The organism is Acidimicrobiia bacterium (assembly GCA_041394025.1).
In the GTDB taxonomy this organism is placed as follows: Bacteria; Actinomycetota; Acidimicrobiia; order IMCC26256; family JAOSJL01; genus JAOSJL01.
The window spans coordinates 464,537-483,922 of the sequence record JAWKJA010000002.1; the positions used below are offsets into that span (position 1 = coordinate 464,537).

Below are 19,386 nucleotides of genomic sequence, written 5' to 3' on the forward strand. Positions count from 1 at the left end.
CACCGTGACGTTCCTCGACCGGATCCTGGCGACGAAACGCGACGAGGTGAGGCGACTGCGCGCGCGTGCCCGGGAGATCGAGGCGCTGGCCGCCGATGCGGCCCCACCCCGCGATTTCGCGGGAGCCCTGGGCTCGGCACCCGGCCTCGCCGTCATCGCCGAGCTCAAGCGCCGCTCGCCGTCGAAGGGTGACCTCGCGCCCGACCTCGATCCGGCGGCCACGGCCCGTACCTACGCCGCCGGTGGGGCGTCGGCGCTGTCGGTGCTCACCGACCGCGAGTGGTTCGGTGGCTCGCTCGACGACCTCGTGTCCGCCCGCGACGCCTGTAACCTGCCGGTTCTCCGCAAGGACTTCGTGATCGACCCCCTCCAGGTCACCGAGGCCCGCGCCGTGGGCGCCGACGCGGTCCTCCTCATCGTGACGGCACTCTCCGACACGCAGCTCGGCGACCTGTCGGGCGTGGCTGCCGACCATGCGCTCACGGCCCTCGTCGAGGTCCACGACGCCGGAGAGCTCGACCGGGCGCTGGGAGCAGGCTGCGAGGTCCTCGGGGTCAACAGCCGGGATCTCACCACGTTCGAGGAGGACCTCGAGACCACCCGACACCTGGCGACGGCGATTCCCGACGGGGTGCTGGCCGTCGCCGAGAGCGCTATCCGCACCGTTGACGATGCCGCCACCGTGGCCGGGGCGGGCTACCGCGCGGCTCTGGTGGGGGAGGCGCTCGTGCGCGCGGACGACCCTGCGGCACTCGTCGCGCGCCTGGCCGGTGTCGTGCCGGCAGGGACACCGTAGGCCCCCGATGTTCGTGAAGATCTGTGGTGTCACCACCGAGGACGACGCGCTGCTCGCCGTGGCGCTCGGCGCCGATGCCATCGGCTTCGTGTTCGCCCCGAGCCGCCGTCAGGTGAGCCCGCAGACAGCCCGCGACATCGCGCGTCGCCTCCCACCCGAGATCCTGACCGTCGGGGTCTTCCGCGACGAGCGCCGTGAGCGGGTCGTCGAGGTCGTCAACACCGCGGGCCTCAAGGGGGCCCAGCTCCACGGCCGTGAGCCGTTGAGCGAGGTCCGCTACGTCCGCCAGCGGGTGCCGATGGTCATCCAGGCGTTCGCTGCCGGTGACGACTCGATCCCCGCGGCAGGCAACGGACCGGCCGATGTGCTGCTCATCGACGCACCCGATCCCGGGTCGGGCCGGATCTTCGACTGGTCGCTCGCCGAGGGTGTCCGGAGCGGGGTGCGCCTGATGCTCGCGGGCGGCCTGAACGCCGACAACGTCGCCACAGCGGTCCGTCGTGTCCGCCCGTGGGGCGTCGACGTGTCCACCGGTGTCGAGAGCGGCCCGGGGCGCAAAGACCCCCGGAAGCTCCGCCGGTTCATCGAGGAGGCCAAGGCCACCGAGACCGAGATCGAGGAGAAGGAGGCCTTCCACGCGACCGAGCCCGGCACCGAGCGGGCGGGGCCCTTCGACTGGGAGGACTACCTGTGAGCGTCGCACCCCGACGGGGTGACGCCGTGGTCCTGCCCGAGCCGGGCCCGGAGCCGTCAGGTCTCGGGCGCTTCGAGGGGTTCGGCGGCCGCTTCGTCCCCGAGACGCTGGTGCCCGCCCTGGAGGAGCTCGAGGACGGGTTCCGCCACGCCTGGGGCTCGCACGACTTCCGGTCGGAGCTCTCGGGGCTCCTCGGCGCATACGCCGGCCGACCCACACCTGTCACCGAGTGCCACCGCCTCTCCGATCGCCTCGGCGTGCGGGTCCTGCTCAAGCGTGAGGACCTCACGCACACCGGCTCGCACAAGATCAACAACGTGCTGGGCCAGGTGCTGCTCACCCGGCGTATGGGCAAGCGACGCGTCATCGCCGAGACCGGCGCCGGTCAGCACGGGGTCGCCACGGCCACGGCCTGCGCGCTGTTCGGGCTCGACTGTGTGGTCTTCATGGGAGCCGTCGACGCGCAGCGACAGGCCCTCAACGTGTGGCGCATGCAGCTGCTCGGAGCAGAGGTCCGCACGGTCACGTCGGGCAGCGCCACGCTGAAGGACGCCACGAACGATGCATTGCGCGACTGGGTGGCGACGGTCGAGGACACCCACTACTGCATCGGCTCGGTGGTCGGTCCTCACCCGTTCCCGTGGATGGTCCGCGAGTTCCAGAGCGTGATCGGCGCCGAGGCGCGCCCGCAGTGCAACGAGATCCTGGGAGGCGAAGACCCCGACGTCGTCGTCGCGTGCGTGGGTGGGGGATCGAACGCGATCGGCACCTTCGCCGGGTTTCTCGACGCCGGCAGCCGCCTCGTGGGCGTCGAGGCGGCCGGCGACGGCCTCGAGTCGGGCCGCCACGGCGCCTCGATCAACCGGGGAGTCCCGGGCGTCCTGCACGGCGCCCGCTCCCGCTACCTCCAGGACGAGGACGGCCAGATCCGCGAGGCGCACTCGATCAGCGCCGGGCTCGACTATCCCGGTGTGGGCCCCGAACACGTTGCCCTGGCGGAGACCGGACGTGCCGACTACGGCTGCATCACCGATGCCGAGGCCCTCGACGGCTTCCGGCTCCTCGCCGAGACCGAGGGCATCGTGCCCGCGCTGGAGTCGAGCCATGCCGTCGCCTGGGTCGCCCGTGAGGCTGGAGGCGAGGTCCCGTCGGGCTCCACCGTCCTGGTCACGCTCTCGGGCCGCGGCGACAAGGACGCCGCGCAGGTCTCCGAGGCGCTCGCGGGCCGCGACCGGCCGTGACACTGGAGTCCACACTCCGGGAGCGCCGGTCGCAGGGGCGGCCGCTGCTGGTCCCCTACGTCACCGGAGGGCTGCACGACGGCTGGACCGAGGTCGTGGAGGCCGTCGTCGCCGCCGGTGCCGATGCGGTCGAGATCGGGATCCCGTTCTCCGACCCGGTCATGGACGGCCCCACGATCCAGGCGGCCTCGCAGCAGGCTCTGGCCGCCGGCGCCACACCGACGACGATCCTCGGAGAGGTGGAATCGCTCCATGTGGAGGCTCCCCTCGCCGTGATGACCTACGTCAACCTCGTGATGCACGCAGGCTACGAGCGCTTCGCTGCGGCGCTCGTCGAGGCGGGGGTGGACGCGGCGATCCTTCCGGACCTCCCGCTGGACGAGTTCGACGACTGGGCAACCGCCGCCGACTCCGCCGGGATCGAGACGGTTCTTCTGGCCGCACCCACCACCTCCGACGAGCGCCTCGCCCGGATCTGCGCTCGCTCGAAGGGCTTCGTGTACGCCGTGTCGCTCCTGGGCGTCACCGGCGAGCGCTCGGACCTCGCCACACCGGCGTCCACGATCGGTGAGCGGTGTCGCGCACACACCGACACGCCCGTTCTCCTGGGCGTGGGGATCTCCACACCCGAGCAGGCCGCCGAGGCAGTTGCACACGCCGACGGTGTCGTGGTCGGAAGCGCTCTCGTTCGCCGACTACTGGAGGGTGGCGGGGTCGACGCGGCGGCCGACTTCGTCCGCGAGCTGCGCCAGGCGCTCGACGCCGCACCCCGGTGAGGCGCTCATGAGCAGTCGTGTCCCTCCGGGGCGCTTCGGGCCGGAGTGTGAGCTCTGCGAGGCCGCCAGGATCACGCCCTGGTACCACGAGGACGACGTGTGCTGGATCGCCGAGTGTGAGATCTGCTCCGTGCCGATGGTCGTGTGGCGCGACCACGGCACGGAGCCGCCCCCCGAGGCTCGCGAGCACATGACCGATGCGCTGCACCGTGTTGCCGACGAGCAGCTCGGCGCGCACTACCTCGACGGGAACATGCGCAACATCCCCGACCACTTCCACATGCATGCACGCCCCGAGGGCGGCTTCTTCGGTCCCAGAGATCCGAGGCGGGGCTGAGCGTCACCCGAGCCGAGGAAAGAGAACCTGTCCTTAGCCCGCGACGCGAACCACGTAGTCGTCAGCGTCGTCGTCCCAGTCCATCTCGATGACGCCGCGGGTACGGGCGGCCTTCGCGAACTGGAGGAACCCGCTGTAGCCGAAGCGTTTCTCGGAGAAGTCGGCGTCGCGCTTTCGCATCCTGTCCTTCAGGCCCGACAGCGCCGGAGCTCCCGAGCGCTTCTCGACACCGCCGACGACCGTGCGCAACAGCTCGAAGGCCTGCTCCTCCTCGCCGCCGGCGCTGTCGGGGAAGTGCACCTCGGGGTCCCCGGCCGCCGTACCCGGCGACAGCTCGATCACGGCGCGGTTCTCGAGGTTGGCCAGGAGCTCGCTGAAGCTGCGGAAGCCGTAGTCGGACTCCGAGAAGGTGGGATCCTTGCGGAGGATCGCCCTCTTCAACATCGACGCCTGCACGGCCCCGCCGGTGTTCTGCTGGAGACCGGACAGGGTGCGTGTCACGAGCCGTTCGGCGTCCTCGGGACGGTCGCCGCGGGGTCGGGCCGTGGCCTCCGAGTCGTCGCCCGAGTCGTCACCGGTGTCGTCCTTCGTGCGCGAACGCGACCGACCCGACGCCTTCTTCCGGCCGGCCTCCACGCCCTCGAGACGGTCGTAGAAGAGGAACTCGTCGCAGGCGGGGGGCAGGAGCGCCGAGGTGGAGCCGCCGACGCCGAGCCCGATGACGCGCTTGTCGCGCTCACGCAGCTTGTGGACGAGTGGCGTGAAGTCGGAGTCACCTGTCCCGATCACGAAGGTCGAGATGTAGTCGCGTTCGAAGGAGATCTCGAGCGCATCGACGACCATCTTGATGTCGGCGGCGTTCTTGCGGCTGATGCCCATCCGCTGGGGGATCTCGATGAGCTCGACGTGGTGGCGCGTCAGCATGCGAGCATCGGACTCGAAGGAGTTCCACTCGCCGTAGGCACGCCGCACGACCACCCGGCCGCGTTCGGCCAGGGCGTCAGCCACGGGCCCCAGATCGAAGGCGGCTCCGTTGAGCTGATCCTTGGCACCCAGTGCCAGGTTCTCGTAGTCGAGCAGCAGGGCGATGCGTTCTTCGTCGACAGCCATGGGCGCAGGCTAACCGCCCGGTGCGTGGCGGCCGCTGTGGGGGGAGAGTCGTTCCGCGAAGAGGTCGAGGACCCTGTCGAGCGCGTCGCGGGTCGGGTGACCGGACTCGTCGACGAGATCGTTCGTCAGCACCGAGTGGGCCGTCCTCTTGATGCCGTGGGCATTCCCCTGCGAGGAGTCGATCTCGACGGCGACGAAACCGTCGCCCAGTTCCTCGCGAAGGCGCCGGAAGCGCTCCGCCGGCACCGCGGGATCGCCGGTGAAACGCAGACCGAGAACGCACAGGTCCTCGTCGTTCACCCGGGCCTTTACCGCGGCGAGGTCGTCGGGGTCGATGTCGAGGCCACGGCGCCGTTCACGCCCGAGCGGTGCCGGCGACGCCGGCTGGCTCATCACGGGGGCCAGCACCGCCGGGTCGGTCGCCAGCGCGAGAGCGAAGCCCCCGGTGGCGCACATGCCGACGACACCCACGCCGGGGCCTCCGCACTCGTCGTGTGCCACGTCGATCAGGGCGCGCAGCCACGTCGTGACCGGGCTCGTGCGGCCGGTCGCGAGGAACGAGAACTCCTTCGACACGCACAGGGACAGGACGCTCTTCGCGAGGTACGGAGCGCTGAGGGGGCGGCCGGGCTCCCCGAAGAGCGAGGGCATGACCGCCGTGAACCCGGCGCCTGCCACCCGCCTCCCGAAATCCGCCACCTGGGGCGTGATGCCGGGGATCTCGTGCATGATCACGACGGCGGGGCCCGAGCCCTTCCGGTAGACGGCGCGGGTGACACCGTCGAACGTCTCGGCGGTGCAGTCGAAGTCCGCCAGGACGGCGCCGTCGGTGGAGGGGGTGCTGCCCGTCACGGAACGAGGGGGCGCCAGTGGTCGCCCTTCTCGAGGAGCCTGCCGGCACCGGCAGGACCGTCGGACCCGGCCTCGTACGCCTCGGGGGAACCGCTCGACCACGCGTCGAGGAGTGGCTGCACGACCTCCCAGGCCGCCTCGACCTCGTCGTAGCGGAGGAACGGCGTGTGGTCACCCTCCAGGACGTCGAGCAGCAACTGGTCGTAGGCGTCGTACTCCGAGGAGCGGTCGGCGGCGTACTGCGTGCGTAGGGAGATCGGATGTGCCTCGAGGCCGAGCCCGGGCTTCTTGGCGTGGGCCACGAGCTCGATCGTCTCGTCGGGCTTGATGCGGAACACGAGCCAGTTGGGCTCGCACACCGCCAGTTCCGTCTCACGGAAGAGCTGGCTCGGCGGCGCCTCGAACTCGATGGCGATCTCGGTGACGCCACCGCGCAGCCGCTTGCCCGAGCGGAGGTAGAACGGCACGCCCTTCCACCGCCAGGTCTCGAGCTCCAACCGGATGGCCGCGTAGGTCTCGGTCGTGGAGTCGGCCGGGATGTCGGGCTCCTCGAGGTAGCCCGGAACGGTCTCGTTGCCGACCCTTCCCGCCGTGTACTGCCCGCGGACGGCCCGGTGCTCGAGATGCTGCGTATCGAAGGGCTTGACCGACTTCAGGACCTCGACCTTGTGGTCGCGCAGCACCCGGGCGTCCCAGAGCGGCGGTGGCTCCATCGCCGTGATCGTGAACAGCTGCATGAGATGGTTCTGGATCATGTCGCGCATCGCGCCACTCGTGTCGTAGTACTTGTAGCGGCCCTCGAGACCGAGTTGCTCCGACGCCGTGATCTGTATCTGGCGGACGTGGTGTGAGTTCAGGACGGGCTCGAGGAAACGGTTGGCGAACCGGAACACGAGGATGTTCTGTGTCGTCTCCTTGCCGAGGAAATGGTCGATCCGGAAGATCTGGTCCTCCGTCCAGTCGCGGCTCACGTCGGCCTCGAGCCGGCGGGACGATGCCAGATCGGTCCCGAAGGGTTTCTCGATCACGAGGCGACGCGGGCCCGCCGACTCGTCGTGGAGGCCTGCGTCCCCCAGGCCCTGCGCCGCCTGCGCGAAGACCCCCGGCGGGAGGGCGAGGTAGAAGACCGCCGGCCCCTCGATGAGGTCGTCGAGGACCGCCAGTTTCGGTCCGGTCATGTCGCCCGAGCGGTAGTCGAGGCGAGCGGAGAAGCGGTTCCACGCGTCCTGGGGAACGGGCGACTCGAAGTCGTCGAGGGCCTGGCGGACGTGCTCGCGGAAGTGCTCGGGCTCCCAGTTTTCGAGGGCGTAGCCGACGATCGTGAGGTCGCCCAGCTGTCGGCGCTTCTCATTGCGGAACAGAGCGGGGAGCAGGAGGCGGGCCGTGAGGTCGCCTGATGCGCCGAGGATCGCCAGTGTGGGGGCCGGGGCCATGTGCTCCTCCGTGTCGGGTCCGGCCCGCCACGCTAGCGGCCCCTGCCGCGTGCGGTGCCGGGCACGAACACGCGAGCGTTCAGGACCTTCCCGGTCGGCGCGAGGGGCTGAGATCGTCGAGCCTCCGGTGTGCCGACTCCGGCAGGAACGGGACGAGCACGAGCGCAGCCACGAGGGGGGCGATCCCCAGGAGGGCGACGGCGCGGCCGATGCCACCCAGAGGACCCGAGAGAGCCCCTGCGGCGACGAGCCCGACGATCGACCCGCTCACCCCGCAGACGAGAAGCATCGCCGAGGATGTGCCGCGCACCTCCGTGGGGAACAGCTCGGTGGAGAACGCTCCCTGGGCGGGGCCGTACGTACCCACGATCACGATGCCCACGGCCGACGTGATCCACAACGCCGCGCCGTCGGACAGGTAGAAGGCGACGGTGAAGAGCGTGGCGCACGCCAGGCCGATGCTGAGCAGGGGCTTGCGCCCACGCGTCTCCGCCAGCCGCGCGCCGATCAGGACGCCGATCAGGGCGGGAAGACCCTGTGTGACGCTACGGAACAGCGTGATCCCCGCTCCGGAGAACCCCCGGTCGTCCTCCAGGTAGACGTTGATGAGCTGCGACGAGGGGGCGGCGAGCACGGAGGTGAGGAACGTGAAGAGGGCCAACACGAGGATCCGCCTGCCGAAGCGTCCCGACACGACCTCGTCGGCCTGGCCGCGTTCCTCGGGCGGGAGGTCGAGATCCCGGTAGCGCGTCGTCTCGGCGAGCACCCGCGACAGCCGGGGGAGGAACACGATGCTGAGCGCGCTGAGCACGAACGCGATGCGCCACGCTTCGGTGCCGAGGTCGCTGAGGGGGAGGAGGAGGACGGTCACGGCGAAGCCGGCGCCGCCCGCCAGACTCAGCATCGCCACGGAGAAGGCCCGCGCCCCGTCGGGAGCCTCCTCCACAGCGGCGATGACAGCGACCGGGATGGCCGCGTTCACGAGGCCACGCGTCACCACCTGTGTCGCCGTGAAGACACCGAGGCCGGGTGCGGCGGCTGCGACACCGTTCGCCACGGCGATCCCGATGAGCGACACGAGAAGGATCCGCCGGCGACCGCGCCGGTCGGCCAGCGCGGCGGCGACGATCGCCACGAGCGCCCCGACACGCGTGAACGCCAGTGACACCGTGAGGCCGCTGTCGGAGGTCCCGAAGGCATCCTGGATGAAGCCGGCGTTCTGGCCGAACAGGCCACCCCCGAAGCTGGCCAGCGCCGCGACCCAGGCGACGGCGCTGAGGAGCACCGCCTGGTCGGCGGTGAACGCCACCGGCGGTGTGATGGGGCTTCGTGCGGGCGGCGGGGGCGCGGGCACGCCGGCGACGGCGGCCTCCAGGGAGGCAGCGGCGTGGCGCAGGGCCCGCCCCAGCAGCACCCACACGAGGGGGTGGAAGAACCAACGGAAGTAGGCGACGGGGACGTCGCTGCGGGCCTCCAGGGTCACCGTGCAGCCGGCGTGCCCAGGGTCGTCCTCCGGGCGTACCGCCAGCGCGGCCGGCCCGGCGATCTGCACGGTCAGCGGTCCGGTGAGCTCGTGCGCCGGGCCCGTCAGGCCGAGGGCCCGGCGCGCGGCGGTGGCGGCGTCGTCGACCGACGCGTCGAGTCCAACGAGCATCCGACGCCGCACCTGCGGCATGCTACGGCCTCATCCCGGACGCCCCGGACCACGGAGGTCACCCATGGCGACGCTCGAGGTGGGAGACCGCGCCCCCGCCTTCACCCTGCCGGACCAGGACGGCGAGAAGGTCAGGCTCACTGCCTATGGAGGATCTCCGGTCGTCGTGTACTTCTACCCGAAGGCGAACACCGGTGGCTGTACCACGCAGTCGTGCAACCTCCGCGATGCCGAGCCGGGCCTGAGCGCGCTCGGGGCGTCAGTCGTCGGGATCTCTCCGGACCGGCCCGAGGCCCAGAAGAAGTGGGACGACAAGCACGAGTTCGGGTTCCCGCTGCTCTCGGACCCGAACCACGCCATTGCGGACAAGTACGGCGTGTGGGGCACCAAGAAGCTGTACGGCCGCGAGTACGAGGGAATCATCCGGTCGGCCTTCGTCGTCGATGGCTCCCGCAAGATCGCCGGGGCGTTCTACAAGGTGTCGCCGAAGCAGACCGTCACGAAGGTCCTTTCGGTTCTCGAGGATCTCCAGCCCTGAGGGTGGGGGAACGCCCTCAGGCTCCGACGGCGTGGAAGCCGCCGTCGACGTGTACGACCTCTCCGGTGGTGGCGGGGAAGAGGTCCGAGAACAGGGCGGTCACGGCGCGCGCCACGGGCTCGGGGTCGCGAACGTCCCATCCCAGGGGTGCGCGCTCGGCCCAGACCTCTTCGAACCTCTCGAACCCGGGGATGCTCTTGGCGGCCATGGTCCGCAACGGCCCGGCAGCGACGAGGTTGACCCGGATGTTCTCCGGCCCTAGTTCGCGCGCCAGGTAGCGCGCGGTGGACTCGAAGGCGGCCTTGGCCACACCCATCCAGTCGTAGACGGGCCAGGCGACCGAGGAGTTGTCGAAGTCGAGACCGACGATCGCGCCGCCTCCCTGCATGAGCGGTCGGACGGATCCGGCGAGCCCCGCGAGCGAGTGTGCCGAGATCCGCAGGGCCGTGCTCACGTCCTCCCACGGCGCCTCGAGGAAGCCGCCCCCCAGGCAGGTCTCGGGCGCGAAGGCCACAGCGTGCAACACGCCGTCGACCGAGCCCCAGCGCTCGCCGAGATCGTCGGTGAGGGCGGCGAGGTTCTCGGGCTCGGTGACGTCGAGCTCGAGCACGTCGGGCGTCTCGGGGAGTCTCCGGGCGGCGCGTTCGGTGAGGCGCGCCGCGCGCCCGAAGGAGGTGAGGACGATCTCGGCGCCTTCCTCCTGAGCATGGCGGGCGGCGGCGAACGCGATCGAGGAGTCGGTGAGCACGCCGGTGATGACGAGTCGCTTGCCGTCGAGCAGCATCGGGTCAGTCGGGCGGCGTGAGGATCACGGTGGCGTTGTGGCCGCCGAAGCCGAAGGAGTTCGAGACCGCGGGAGCCCGGTCGATCCGGCGAGGCTCTCCTACGACGACATCGACGGTGATGTCGTCGCCAGGCCGCTCGAGATTGGCGGTGGGGGGAACGATACCCTCACGCATCGCGAGCAGCGCCGCGACGGCCTCGACCGCGCCCCCGGCACCGATCATGTGGCCGACGACCCCCTTGGTGGACGTCACGGGCGGGCCGGGGCCGCCGAAGACCTTGGTGATCGCCTCGGACTCGGCCGCGTCGTTGAGAGGTGTCGATGTGCCGTGTGCGTTCACGTGACCGACCGCCGCGGCGTCCACTCCTGCATCGTCGAGAGCCTCCCGCATGCAGGCCGCGGCACCGGCGCCACCGGGTGCGGGGGCTGTGATGTGGTGCGCGTCGGCGGTACGGCCGTAACCCGCCACCTCCCCGTAGATGTCGACGCCCCGTTCTGCGGCGAGGTCGAACCGTTCGAGGACGATCGACGCTGCGCCCTCGCCCATCACGAAGCCGTCGCGATCGGCGTCGAAGGGTCGGGACGCCGATGCCGGGTCGTCGTTCCTCCTGCTGAGTGCACCCATGCGGGCGAAGGCCGAGATCGAGGTGGGCGTCATGCACGACTCGGTACCGGTGGCGATCACCCTGTCGGAGGTTCCGTCGCGGATGAGGCGGGCCGCCTCACCAAGGGCGTTCGTGGAAGCGGCGCACGCGGTCGCCACGACGAAGGTCGGGCCGGTCCACCCGAGTTGCATGCCGATCTCACCGGCCGACGCGTTGATCATCATCATCGGGACGAGGAAGGGACTGACCCTCGCCGCGCCCTTCTCGGCGTAGACGCCGATCTGATCCTCGATCGAGCGCAGGCCCCCCACGCCGCTGCCGACGACGACCGCGTTGGCGGCCGGGTCTCCTGCCGGCCTGCCGGCGTCCTCGAAGGCGTCGGCCGCCGAGGCCCACGCCAACTGCGTGACGCGGTCGAGCCTCCGGGCCTCCTTGGGCCCGAGGTAGGGCGACACGTCGAAGTCGGACGCCTCGCAGCCGAACGTCACGGGGAGCGGCTCGGGGTCGACGAGTGTGAGCCGGTCTGCGGTGGACCGTCCGCTGACGACCGTCGACCAGAACGTGCCGAGGTCGCATCCGGCGGGCGTCTTCACACCGAGCCCTGTGATGGCGACCCGGGGACGCCCCCGGTGGTCGACGGCCGCGGTCATCCGGCCGCGTCGACCTTTGCCACGACGAGATCGACCGCCTTGCCGATCGTGTCGACACCCTCGAGGTCGCCCTCGGGAACGTCGATCTCGAAGCGCTCCTCGAGACCCATCACCAGCTCGACCAGGTCGAGGCTGTCGGCGTCGAGGTCCTCCTTGAAGCGGGCGCTGTCGACGATGACGTCGGGCTCCACGTTGAGGACCTCCACCGCAACGTCGCGAATGGCTCCGAGGGCTTCGTCGCGTTCCATGTGTCTCTCGCCTTCTCTCTGTTGAGTTGCTTCTGTTCGATCGCGCAGCGGTGACGGGCGGCCGGGCCTCAGTGGCCCATTCCCAGACCGCCGTCGACGGGGAGCAGCGCCCCGGTCACGTACCCTGCGGACTCGCCGGTGAGATAGGTGATCGCCGCCGCAACCTCCTCGGCCGTGCCGAAGCGACCGATCGGAACCGCGCTGGTGGCGGCGTCGCGCCACTGGTCGGGCATGTCGGATGTCATGTCGGTGTCGATGGGGCCGGGTGCGACAACGTTACAAGTGATCCCGCGACCTGCGAGCTCCCGGGCCACGGAGCGCGTGAGTCCGAGGAGGCCGGCCTTGGCGGCGGAGTAGTTGGCCTGTCCGGGCCCGCCCAAATGCCCCCCTACCGACGACACGTTCACGATCCGCCCGAAACGCGCCTTCATCATCGGGCGAATCGCCCGGCGTGTGGTGTGGAAGGCGCCCGTGAGGTTGGTGCCGATCACCGAGTCCCACTGCTCGTCGGACATCCGGGCGATCAGTCCGTCGGCGGTGATGCCGGCGCTGTTCACCAGGATCTCGACGGCCCCGAGACTCTCCTCGACCTCCGAGAAAGCGGCGTCGACGGCGCCGGTGTCGGCAACGTCCGCCCGGACGGCGACGGCCTCCGCACCTGCCTCCTCCAGGAGCCCCACGGTCTCCTGGGCCGCACTGTCATTCCCGGCGTAGAGGATCGCGACGCGGTGACTGTCGTCGGCGAGCATCCGTGCGGTCGCGCGCCCGATGCCACGGGAGCCTCCCGTCACCAGGGCGACCCGGCTCACGGTCGTCCCCACCGGACGAGGGCACTCGCCCAGGTCATTCCTGCACCGAACCCGGCGCAGAGAACGAGGTCGCCGGCGCGGAAGCCGTCGCAAGCGGCATGCTCGTGCAGAGCCACGGGAATCGATGCCGCCGAGGTGTTCCCGTACCGGTCGATGTTCACCACGGTCCTGTCGTCTCCGATACCGAGTCGTTGAGCTGCAGCGTCGATGATCCGGATGTTGGCCTGGTGGGGCACGAACCACGCGACGTCCGAGGCTTGCACACCGGCCCGCTCCAGTGTGAGTTGAGCGGACCGCACCACGGCGCGCACGGCACGCCGGAACACCCCCTGGCCCTCCATCTGGATGACGTGCTCCCCGCGGCCGACGGTGCCGGCTGTGGTCGGCTTCCGGCTTCCTCCGGCCGGGATCTGGAGCAGGCCCGTCGCGGACCCGTCGCACCCGAGGTCCCACGTCAACACGCCGGGACCGTCGGCGGGGGACCGCTCGAGGACGGCGGCGCCGGCGCCGTCGCCGAAGAGGATGCAGGTGGAGCGGTCGAGAGGGTCGACGACCCGGGAGAGCGTCTCCGACCCGACGACCAGCACGCGCTGTGCTCCGCCGGAGGCCACGAACCCCGATCCTGCGATGAGCGCGGTGACGAAGCCGGCGCATCCCGCCGCCACGTCGAAGGAGCCGCAGGACAGACCGAGCTCGTGGCCCACGAAGGCACCCGTGTGCGGGATCGGCTGCTCGGGGGTGGCCGTCGCCACGACGAGGAGGTCGATGTCGCCGGGTGCGAGATCCGCGTCGTCGAGAGCGGCTGCGCCGGCCGCCACGGCGAGGGACGCGGTTGTCTCGCCCGCGGCGGCAACGCGTCGGCTCCGGATCCCCGTACGGGACACGATCCACTCGTCGGTCGTGTCGACGCGTTCTTCGAGTGCGGAGTTCGTCAGCTCGCGATCGGGTAGCGATATCCCTGTCCCGGCGATCGCAGCCCGGAGGGCATGCGTCATTCGAGACGCAACCAGGCGACACCCTGACCGTTCCGGAGACGCTCACCCGGCTCGACGAGGAGTCGCTCGACGCGGCCCCGGAACGGGCTGTCGACAGCGACGGTGTCGCCGAGCGCCTCGATGAAGCCGATGGGGGAGCCCGCCTCGACCCTCGTCCCGACACCGATGGTCGTCTCGGCACGGAATGTGCCGATCCCGGGAGACACGACCATGCGCCCCTCGATCGAGAGGGATTCCCCCGGCGTGTGGTCCACGTCGGCGGAGCTCACGTCGTCCATCCGAGATCGTCGGCGTGGTCGACGTCGTCGGGCTCGGCGATCCCGTACACCGTCGTGTCGCGCGCGCCGCGCCTGGCCAGTCCTGCGAGCATCGAGCCGTGGCCGATCTCGAGCCACGGGTCGCTCCCAACGCTGACCAGCGTCTCCATGACCGTGCGCCAGCGGACGGGCCGAACGACGTGCTCCGCCAGCCGCGAACGCCATCCCTCGCCGTCGCGGTACGCGGCGCCGTCGTCGTTGCTGACGACGGGTGCGGTGCCGTCGTGGAACGTCATGGTCGACAACTCCTCGACGAGGCCTGTCCGGGCGTCGTCCATGAGGGGCGTGTGGAAGGCACCCCCGACATCGAGCGGCAGCACCCGGCGGATCCCCGAGTCACGGGCTGCGGCGGTCGCCGCCTCGACCCCTTCGGGCGTTCCCGCCAGTACGACCTGGCCGGGAGCGTTGTCGTTGGCGACCCAGCAGGCGTCGGGGGCGGCGTCGCACGCGGCGGCGGCCTGCTCGGGGTCGGCCCCGATACACGCCACCATCCGGCCCGGGTGAGCGTCGGCAGCAGCCTGTGTGAGCTCCGCCCGGCGGGCTGCGAACCGGACGCCCTCGTCGAGGCCGAGGACCCCCGCGGCGATGAGTGCCGTCACCTGCCCGAGGCTGTGGCCGGCGAAGCAGCCCGGCGCGAGGTCGCTTCGGTTCGTCACGGCCCGCCACACGACGAGGGACGTGAGAAGCACGGCGAGCTGCGCGTTGCGTGTACGCCCGAGGTCGGCATCGGCGTCGAGTACGAGCGGCGCGAGCGGCTCACCGAGTGCCGCCTCCGCATGCTCGACGGCTTCCCACGCGGGATCGTCGCGCCACGACGCGGCCATTCCGTGTTGCTGCGTTCCCTGACCTGGGAAGATCGCTGCGACGCTCATGGGTCTCCCGGCTGCCCGTTGGCGCGTTCGACCGGGCACCCGCGCGGCGGGTTACATGAGGTGATGACGAACGATCCCGTGTCGCTTCTCCCTCACCGGCCCCCATTCCGGTTCGTCGACGCCGTGGACGACCTCGTGCCGGGGGAGTCGGTGAAGGCGCGTTATCTCGTGCGCGGCGACGAGGAGCTCCTGGCCGGGCACTTCCCGGGCAACCCCGTGTTCCCGGGCGTCCTCCAACTGGAGGCGCTGGCCCAGGCCGGTGCCGTCGGCGTACTCGCCGACGAGCGCTACGCGGGGTCGCTGCCCCTCTTCGGAGGTGTGGAGAAGGCCCGCTTCCGCCGCCTCGTCCGTCCCGGCGACGAACTCAGCCTGGAGGTCACGCTCGAGCGCCTCAGTGCGCGGGGAGGAAAGGGCATCGGACGTGCCTGCGTGGACGGCGGGCTCGCATGTGAGGCCCGGATCCTGTTCGTGATCGCACCCGCCGGTGCGGAAGGGCCCGCAGGTTCCTGACGGGCGCGGATCGTCAGATGCTGCCGGGACTGCTACCGGAGGCGCCGGGATCGTCGAGCGAGCGGAGGGCGTCCATCTCGGCCGTGTTCCACTCGTCGTGCTCCGTGGGGCGCTTCTGCGCATCGATCTCGCGGGCGATCTCGTCGGGATCCTCGCCGAGGAGGATCCGGCTCTCCACCGTCTCGTCGAGGGGCGGTTCCTCCCGAACCTTGCGCCAGGGAGCCCACACGATCACGACGATGGCGGCCGCCGACAGACCGACGACGATGCCGACGAGGAAGTTGGTCATGTGAGGTGCTCCCGTCGGGCGGGATCGCCGTTACGGTCGAGGGCCCGCCGCCGGCCCTCGAACGCGAAGGCGACGGCTGTGGCGGCGAACACGAGAACGAGGAGGCGCAGGGTCCGACGTTTCATGGCTACGGGGGCGCATTGTATCGGTACGATCACCCACCCCGGCCCGGGTGGCGGAACGGCAGACGCGGCGGACTCAAAATCCGCTGTCCGCGAGGACATGTGGGTTCGATTCCCACCCCGGGCACGACACGTGCGCGGACCACGTCGGGACGACGCCCGGGCTGCATGGGCAGCCCGGTGGCGGCTAGACACTCGGCGAGATGGATCGTGCGGCGGTGCTCACGCGGCGAGGGCTCCGCCTCGAGTACGCCACTCTCGCCTGGAACCTCGGGGAAGTCATCGTCCTGGTCGCTGCTGCGGTCAGCGCGCGCTCTGTCGCCCTCGCCGGCTTCGCTCTCGACTCGGGGATCGAGATCTACGCGTCGCTCATCGTCGTGTGGCACCTGCGAGGGTCCGCAGACGCCGAGCGTGAACATCGCGCGGTCCGCCGAATCGGCACCGCGTTCCTGGGCCTGGCGGCCTTCATCGCAGCGCAGACCGTTGCGACTCTGGCGGCCGGGATCCGTCCTGACTCGTCGGCGCTCGGTATCGGTTGGCTCTCGGTGACAGTGGTGGCGATGTACGGGCTCGCCGCCGCCAAACGCAGCACCGGCCGCGAGACCGAAAACGTTGTTCTCCTCACCGAGGCGGAGGTCACGTTCGTCGACGGCTCGCTTGCTCTGGCGATCCTGGTCGGGCTCGTCCTGAACGCAGCCCTCGGGTGGTGGTGGGCCGACCTCGCCGGCGGCGTCGTGCTGATCGGCTACGGCGTCAAGGAAGGGCTGGAGGCACTACGTCGGGCGGCCGACGACCCGCCCGACGCCGGGTGAGAGTCGTCGGCTCAGCTTCCGGGAAGCTCGAAGTTGTCGCGACAGACCACGAAGAGCGTGAAGTAGGGATTGGTGGGTGCACCGCCGTCGGGGTGGATCTGGAAGTGCGTGTGCGGGGAACCACCCTTCGCGTTCCCGGTGTCGCCGGTCCAGCCGATCACGTCGCCGGCCTCGACGGTTCCGTCGCCTGCCAGCAGCTCGGGATTAATCTTGGCGAGGTGCGCGTAGTAGTACTTCGTTCCGTCCTCGCCGACGAGGTTGAGGGCGGTGCCGCCGAGGCCGCCGCTCGCGTTGCTGATCCTGCCGTCGGCCACCGCCACGTTCGGCGTCAGGAACTCGGCCATGACGTCGGTGCCCTTGTGCGTGCGACCCCCGGAGCGGGCGTTCCCCCAGTCGTTGGTGAAGAACACCGGTGCGTCGATCGGGCACAGCTCGATCTCGGCGATGAAGGGGGGTGCGTCGACGTCGCCGGATCCTGAGGGCTGAGGGTCGGGCTCGGCGGTCGCCTTCTCGCCGGCGACCTCGGGCGTGGGCCCTGCGAGATCGGCCTCCCGGTTGTCGACCAGGGCCTCCCAGACCTCCAGGACCTGCGACTTCCTGAGCATCTCCTCGGCCTCGGCCAGGCGCTCGTCGAGCGTGGCCTGGAGCTCGAGGAGTTCCTTCATCCGCTCGCTGTGCTCGGCCTTCTGCTCCTCGAGCTGCTCACGCCGGGCCTCGAGAAGGGTGCGTGTGGCCTCGAGCGTCTCCGCGACGTCTTCGTCGCGGTTGTTGATCACGTCGATGAGGTGCGCCCGGTGGGTCGCGTCGATCAGGCTCGTGGCATCGAGAATGCTGGCGGTCTCGTTGTCGCGTCCGGTGTAGGCCTGCACGGCCCTTTCGCGCACGACGTCGTCGAGAAGCTGCACCTCCGCCTCGAGGCGTGGGATCTCGGCCTCGTGCTCACGGATCTCCTGCTGGGCGGCGCGGACCTCCGCGGCCAGCTCGTCGTAATCGGCCGCCGCCTCGAAGGCGCCGTCGATCGTCGATTCGACCAGGAGCCGTGCGGTGGCGACGTCGGGCAGCTTCTCGAGCTCGTCGAGCTTCTCGGGCGAGAGCTGGGCCTGCTCGTCGGCGGGGGCCGGCGCGGGCTTGTCGGCGTCGGGGCCATCGGCGCCCGCGGCGGCGCCCACGGGGACGAGCAGTGCCGCCGCGAGGGCGGCCGCGACAGCGGGAATGACGAGGCGACGCGCGCGTGCAGACCGGAAGGAGCGGAGGAAAGCGTTCATGACCACAGAGAGTGTAGCGAGGTTCCCCATAACGGACAAGAGGTTCACGAAGCGTGGTGCCGGCCGGAGTCCCTTGCGGCGCAAGGCCTTGCCTCATCGGACCTCCAGGCCGCCACTTGAGGGCAACGCGTCGGAGGCGAGTGGGTAGCGTAACCGGGCCATGGCACCACCACGCGGGCGGCGCAGCGTCAGGGCCCTGGCCGTCACCGGAGCTCTCGGCGTGTTGGGCGGGCTGGCGGTTGGGGGAGTGCTCGCCGCCCGGGAGGTCCGCCGTTCCGGATGGGGGGTGGCACGGGCACGTGTGCGCCGCACCCGGCGGCTCACCTGGCTCGCCATTCGGCGCGCGGCGGCCGCCGCGCGCCTCGGCCTGCCGGGGGGTGCCGACCGGGGGCGCCTCGACGAGTTCCACGTCCACACGGCCGAGCAGGCCTTCGAGCTTCTCGGCGACATGAAGGGTGTGGCCATGAAGCTGGGGCAGATGGCCTCCCTGCTCTCCGACGGCCTGCCCGAGGCCTACGCCGAGGGGCTGAAGGGGCTCCAGCAGGCGGCACCTCCGATGGCGCCGGGCCTCGTCTCGCAGGTGGTCGAGGAGGAACTGGGTGGTCCGCCCGAAGCCGTCTTCTACGAGTTCTCCGCCGAGCCCGTGGCGGCCGCCTCGATCGGGCAGGTGCACCGCGCGCGGCTCTTCGACGGCACGCCGGTGGCGGTGAAGGTGCAGTACCCCGGCGTCGACGTCGCCATCCGGGCGGACCTCGACAACGCGTTGCTCCTCACGACCCTCGCCAAGGCGATCGCGCCGGGCATCGAGCCCGGGCCCTTCGTCGACGAACTGCGCGCCCGCATCGGCGACGAGCTCGACTACCGCAAGGAGGCCGCCCACCAGGACGAGTTCGGAGCGGCCTTCCTGGACCACCCGTGGGTCCGGATCCCCGAGGTCCTCCACGAGTTCTCCAGCGCCCGCGTGCTCACGTCGGAGTGGGCCGAGGGGGAGTCGCTCTACGAGATCCTGGACCGTTCCCAGGAGGAGAAGGACCTCGTCGGTGAGGAGCTGTTCCGGTTCTGGTGTGACGCCGTCTTCCGGCTGCGGCTCTTCAACGGCGACCCGCATCCCGGCAACTACTTCTTCGGTGCGGGCGGCCGTTCGGGCCCGACCCCGATCTGGTTCCTCGATTTCGGTCTCGTCAAGCGCTTCTCCCCGGGCGACACCGACGCCCTGCGGGAGCAGATCCTGGCGCTTCGAAGCGGCGACCCCGCGAAGCTCCTCGACGTGATGGTCCGCTTCGGCTGGCTCCGCGAGAACGCGCCGGTCGACCAGGACCGCGTCGCCGAGTTGGCGGAGCTCGCGCTGCGTTCGGCCATCGGGCCCGGGCCGTTCACGTTCACCCGGGAGTACGTGGCGTCGGTGGTCCAGGCCTCACTCGTCGTGTCGGGCCCCTACAGCGACGTGGTGCGCTACCTCACGCTGCCGCCCCAGCAGGTGCTCCTCAACCGGATCCACCTCGGGCTCAGCGCCCTGCTGGCCCGCCTCGGCGCCACCGGGGACTGGGCCGGGATCATGGACGAGTACATCCTCGACACACCGCCGAGCACAGCTCTCGGTGAGGCGGGTGCCGCCTGGCCGACGGTCGGGCCCGCACCTCCGGCCGACCACGGGTCGACGGGCCCGGTGCAGTGAGG

The 19,386-nt window shown here is 70.8% G+C and carries 23 protein-coding genes and 1 tRNA gene; 10 read left to right on the forward strand and 14 right to left on the reverse strand.

The genetic code is table 11. From position 1 onward, the window contains the following. Positions 1-4: 4 nt before the first annotated feature. The 5 genes from trpC to R3A49_02075 are packed head-to-tail and all read left to right on the forward strand — an operon-like array spanning position 5 to position 3,844. Positions 5-796, forward strand: coding sequence for an indole-3-glycerol phosphate synthase TrpC (trpC, locus tag R3A49_02055; GenBank protein ID MEZ5169514.1), 792 nt, complete (start codon positions 5-7; stop codon positions 794-796). A gap of 7 nt (positions 797-803) precedes the next feature. Further along, positions 804-1,490: a phosphoribosylanthranilate isomerase gene (locus tag R3A49_02060; GenBank protein ID MEZ5169515.1), complete on the forward strand. Its 687-nt coding sequence runs from the start codon at positions 804-806 to the stop codon at positions 1,488-1,490. Positions 1,491-1,522: 32 nt separating this feature from the next. After that, positions 1,523-2,731 (forward strand): tryptophan synthase subunit beta, encoded by a 1,209-nt coding sequence (gene trpB, locus R3A49_02065; protein ID MEZ5169516.1) that lies wholly within the window; start codon positions 1,523-1,525, stop codon positions 2,729-2,731. After that, positions 2,728-3,507 (forward strand): tryptophan synthase subunit alpha, encoded by a 780-nt coding sequence (trpA, locus tag R3A49_02070; GenBank protein ID MEZ5169517.1) that lies wholly within the window; start codon positions 2,728-2,730, stop codon positions 3,505-3,507. Before trpB ends, trpA begins: the two co-directional genes overlap by 4 nt. Before the next feature lie 7 nt (positions 3,508-3,514). Then, a complete protein-coding gene (locus R3A49_02075; protein MEZ5169518.1) occupies positions 3,515-3,844 on the forward strand; it encodes a hypothetical protein in 330 nt (109 codons plus the stop codon). A gap of 33 nt (positions 3,845-3,877) precedes the next feature. On the opposite strand, the gene R3A49_02080 is transcribed toward R3A49_02075, so the two are convergent. The 4 genes from R3A49_02080 to R3A49_02095 form a co-directional block, all read right to left on the reverse strand. Continuing rightward, entirely contained in the window at positions 3,878-4,954 is a 1,077-nt protein-coding gene (locus R3A49_02080) for an NYN domain-containing protein (protein ID MEZ5169519.1), read from the reverse strand. A 9-nt stretch (positions 4,955-4,963) separates the two neighbouring features. Further along, positions 4,964-5,806, reverse strand: a complete 843-nt coding sequence (locus R3A49_02085; protein MEZ5169520.1) for a dienelactone hydrolase family protein — start codon at positions 5,804-5,806, stop codon at positions 4,964-4,966. Then, a complete protein-coding gene (gene zwf / locus R3A49_02090) occupies positions 5,803-7,239 on the reverse strand; it encodes a glucose-6-phosphate dehydrogenase (GenBank protein MEZ5169521.1) in 1,437 nt (478 codons plus the stop codon). The genes R3A49_02085 and zwf overlap by 4 nt, the downstream gene beginning before the upstream one ends. A 79-nt stretch (positions 7,240-7,318) precedes the next feature. Further along, on the reverse strand, positions 7,319-8,914 hold the full coding sequence (locus tag R3A49_02095) for an MFS transporter (protein ID MEZ5169522.1): 1,596 nt from the start codon (positions 8,912-8,914) through the stop codon (positions 7,319-7,321). Between the two features lie 43 nt (positions 8,915-8,957). On the opposite strand from R3A49_02095, the gene bcp reads away from it, so the two are divergent. Beyond that, positions 8,958-9,431, forward strand: a complete 474-nt coding sequence (bcp, locus tag R3A49_02100; protein MEZ5169523.1) for a thioredoxin-dependent thiol peroxidase — start codon at positions 8,958-8,960, stop codon at positions 9,429-9,431. Between the two features lie 16 nt (positions 9,432-9,447). Here the strand turns inward: bcp and fabI are convergent, their stop codons facing one another. The 7 genes from fabI to R3A49_02135 form a co-directional block, all read right to left on the reverse strand. Beyond that, positions 9,448-10,215: an enoyl-ACP reductase FabI gene (gene fabI, locus R3A49_02105; protein MEZ5169524.1), complete on the reverse strand. Its 768-nt coding sequence runs from the start codon at positions 10,213-10,215 to the stop codon at positions 9,448-9,450. Positions 10,216-10,219: 4 nt separating this feature from the next. Next, positions 10,220-11,470, reverse strand: coding sequence for a beta-ketoacyl-ACP synthase II (fabF, locus tag R3A49_02110; GenBank protein MEZ5169525.1), 1,251 nt, complete (start codon positions 11,468-11,470; stop codon positions 10,220-10,222). Further along, positions 11,467-11,718 (reverse strand): acyl carrier protein, encoded by a 252-nt coding sequence (acpP, locus tag R3A49_02115; GenBank protein ID MEZ5169526.1) that lies wholly within the window; start codon positions 11,716-11,718, stop codon positions 11,467-11,469. The genes fabF and acpP overlap by 4 nt, the downstream gene beginning before the upstream one ends. A gap of 68 nt (positions 11,719-11,786) precedes the next feature. Beyond that, the gene (gene fabG, locus R3A49_02120) at positions 11,787-12,527 is read right to left on the reverse strand and encodes a 3-oxoacyl-[acyl-carrier-protein] reductase (protein MEZ5169527.1); all 741 of its coding nucleotides are present in this window, start codon (positions 12,525-12,527) and stop codon (positions 11,787-11,789) included. Continuing rightward, positions 12,524-13,522, reverse strand: coding sequence for a beta-ketoacyl-ACP synthase III (locus R3A49_02125; GenBank protein MEZ5169528.1), 999 nt, complete (start codon positions 13,520-13,522; stop codon positions 12,524-12,526). Before R3A49_02125 ends, fabG begins: the two co-directional genes overlap by 4 nt. Further along, positions 13,519-13,800, reverse strand: a complete 282-nt coding sequence (locus R3A49_02130; protein ID MEZ5169529.1) for a biotin/lipoyl-containing protein — start codon at positions 13,798-13,800, stop codon at positions 13,519-13,521. The genes R3A49_02125 and R3A49_02130 overlap by 4 nt, the downstream gene beginning before the upstream one ends. Further along, complete coding sequence (locus R3A49_02135) at positions 13,788-14,711, reverse strand: ACP S-malonyltransferase (GenBank protein MEZ5169530.1); 924 nt, start codon at positions 14,709-14,711, stop codon at positions 13,788-13,790. The genes R3A49_02130 and R3A49_02135 overlap by 13 nt, the downstream gene beginning before the upstream one ends. A 63-nt stretch (positions 14,712-14,774) precedes the next feature. Here R3A49_02135 and fabZ point away from each other — a divergent pair, with 63 nt between their 5' ends. Then, entirely contained in the window at positions 14,775-15,221 is a 447-nt protein-coding gene (gene fabZ, locus R3A49_02140; protein MEZ5169531.1) for a 3-hydroxyacyl-ACP dehydratase FabZ, read from the forward strand. Between the two features lie 13 nt (positions 15,222-15,234). On the opposite strand, the gene R3A49_02145 is transcribed toward fabZ, so the two are convergent. Beyond that, positions 15,235-15,510 (reverse strand): hypothetical protein, encoded by a 276-nt coding sequence (locus R3A49_02145; GenBank protein MEZ5169532.1) that lies wholly within the window; start codon positions 15,508-15,510, stop codon positions 15,235-15,237. After that, positions 15,507-15,635 (reverse strand): hypothetical protein, encoded by a 129-nt coding sequence (locus tag R3A49_02150; protein MEZ5169533.1) that lies wholly within the window; start codon positions 15,633-15,635, stop codon positions 15,507-15,509. The genes R3A49_02145 and R3A49_02150 overlap by 4 nt, the downstream gene beginning before the upstream one ends. A 41-nt stretch (positions 15,636-15,676) precedes the next feature. Between R3A49_02150 and R3A49_02155 the strand changes: the two genes are divergently transcribed. Together R3A49_02155 and R3A49_02160 are read left to right on the forward strand one after the other, a co-directional pair. Beyond that, positions 15,677-15,759 (forward strand) — tRNA-Leu (locus tag R3A49_02155). Between the two features lie 76 nt (positions 15,760-15,835). After that, on the forward strand, positions 15,836-16,444 hold the full coding sequence (locus R3A49_02160; GenBank protein ID MEZ5169534.1) for a cation transporter: 609 nt from the start codon (positions 15,836-15,838) through the stop codon (positions 16,442-16,444). Between the two features lie 11 nt (positions 16,445-16,455). Here the strand turns inward: R3A49_02160 and R3A49_02165 are convergent, their stop codons facing one another. Continuing rightward, positions 16,456-17,709, reverse strand: coding sequence for a peptidoglycan DD-metalloendopeptidase family protein (locus tag R3A49_02165; GenBank protein MEZ5169535.1), 1,254 nt, complete (start codon positions 17,707-17,709; stop codon positions 16,456-16,458). Between the two features lie 160 nt (positions 17,710-17,869). Between R3A49_02165 and R3A49_02170 the strand changes: the two genes are divergently transcribed. Then, positions 17,870-19,384 carry an AarF/ABC1/UbiB kinase family protein gene (locus tag R3A49_02170; protein ID MEZ5169536.1) on the forward strand — a complete coding sequence of 505 codons (1,515 nt, stop codon included), beginning with the start codon at positions 17,870-17,872 and terminating at the stop codon, positions 19,382-19,384. The last annotated feature ends 2 nt before the right edge of the window (positions 19,385-19,386 follow it).

What these genes read in the sequence shown, in the direction of transcription:
- fabI (MEZ5169524.1), bottom strand. Translation starts at nt 10,215, where the DNA reads ATGCTGCTCGACGGCAAGCGACTCGTCATCACCGGCGTGCTCACCGAC.
- R3A49_02150 (MEZ5169533.1), bottom strand. Translation starts at nt 15,635, where the DNA reads ATGAAACGTCGGACCCTGCGCCTCCTCGTTCTCGTGTTCGCCGCCACA.
- R3A49_02080 (MEZ5169519.1), bottom strand. Translation starts at nt 4,954, where the DNA reads ATGGCTGTCGACGAAGAACGCATCGCCCTGCTGCTCGACTACGAGAAC.
- R3A49_02075 (MEZ5169518.1), top strand. Translation starts at nt 3,515, where the DNA reads ATGAGCAGTCGTGTCCCTCCGGGGCGCTTCGGGCCGGAGTGTGAGCTC.
- zwf (MEZ5169521.1), bottom strand. Translation starts at nt 7,239, where the DNA reads ATGGCCCCGGCCCCCACACTGGCGATCCTCGGCGCATCAGGCGACCTC.
- R3A49_02170 (MEZ5169536.1), top strand. Translation starts at nt 17,870, where the DNA reads ATGGCACCACCACGCGGGCGGCGCAGCGTCAGGGCCCTGGCCGTCACC.
- R3A49_02060 (MEZ5169515.1), top strand. Translation starts at nt 804, where the DNA reads ATGTTCGTGAAGATCTGTGGTGTCACCACCGAGGACGACGCGCTGCTC.
- R3A49_02125 (MEZ5169528.1), bottom strand. Translation starts at nt 13,522, where the DNA reads ATGACGCATGCCCTCCGGGCTGCGATCGCCGGGACAGGGATATCGCTA.
- R3A49_02160 (MEZ5169534.1), top strand. Translation starts at nt 15,836, where the DNA reads ATGGATCGTGCGGCGGTGCTCACGCGGCGAGGGCTCCGCCTCGAGTAC.
- bcp (MEZ5169523.1), top strand. Translation starts at nt 8,958, where the DNA reads ATGGCGACGCTCGAGGTGGGAGACCGCGCCCCCGCCTTCACCCTGCCG.
- fabZ (MEZ5169531.1), top strand. Translation starts at nt 14,775, where the DNA reads ATGACGAACGATCCCGTGTCGCTTCTCCCTCACCGGCCCCCATTCCGG.
- R3A49_02165 (MEZ5169535.1), bottom strand. Translation starts at nt 17,709, where the DNA reads ATGAACGCTTTCCTCCGCTCCTTCCGGTCTGCACGCGCGCGTCGCCTC.
- R3A49_02145 (MEZ5169532.1), bottom strand. Translation starts at nt 15,510, where the DNA reads ATGACCAACTTCCTCGTCGGCATCGTCGTCGGTCTGTCGGCGGCCGCC.
- R3A49_02135 (MEZ5169530.1), bottom strand. Translation starts at nt 14,711, where the DNA reads ATGAGCGTCGCAGCGATCTTCCCAGGTCAGGGAACGCAGCAACACGGA.
- fabF (MEZ5169525.1), bottom strand. Translation starts at nt 11,470, where the DNA reads ATGACCGCGGCCGTCGACCACCGGGGGCGTCCCCGGGTCGCCATCACA.
- R3A49_02095 (MEZ5169522.1), bottom strand. Translation starts at nt 8,914, where the DNA reads ATGCCGCAGGTGCGGCGTCGGATGCTCGTTGGACTCGACGCGTCGGTC.
- acpP (MEZ5169526.1), bottom strand. Translation starts at nt 11,718, where the DNA reads ATGGAACGCGACGAAGCCCTCGGAGCCATTCGCGACGTTGCGGTGGAG.
- R3A49_02130 (MEZ5169529.1), bottom strand. Translation starts at nt 13,800, where the DNA reads ATGGACGACGTGAGCTCCGCCGACGTGGACCACACGCCGGGGGAATCC.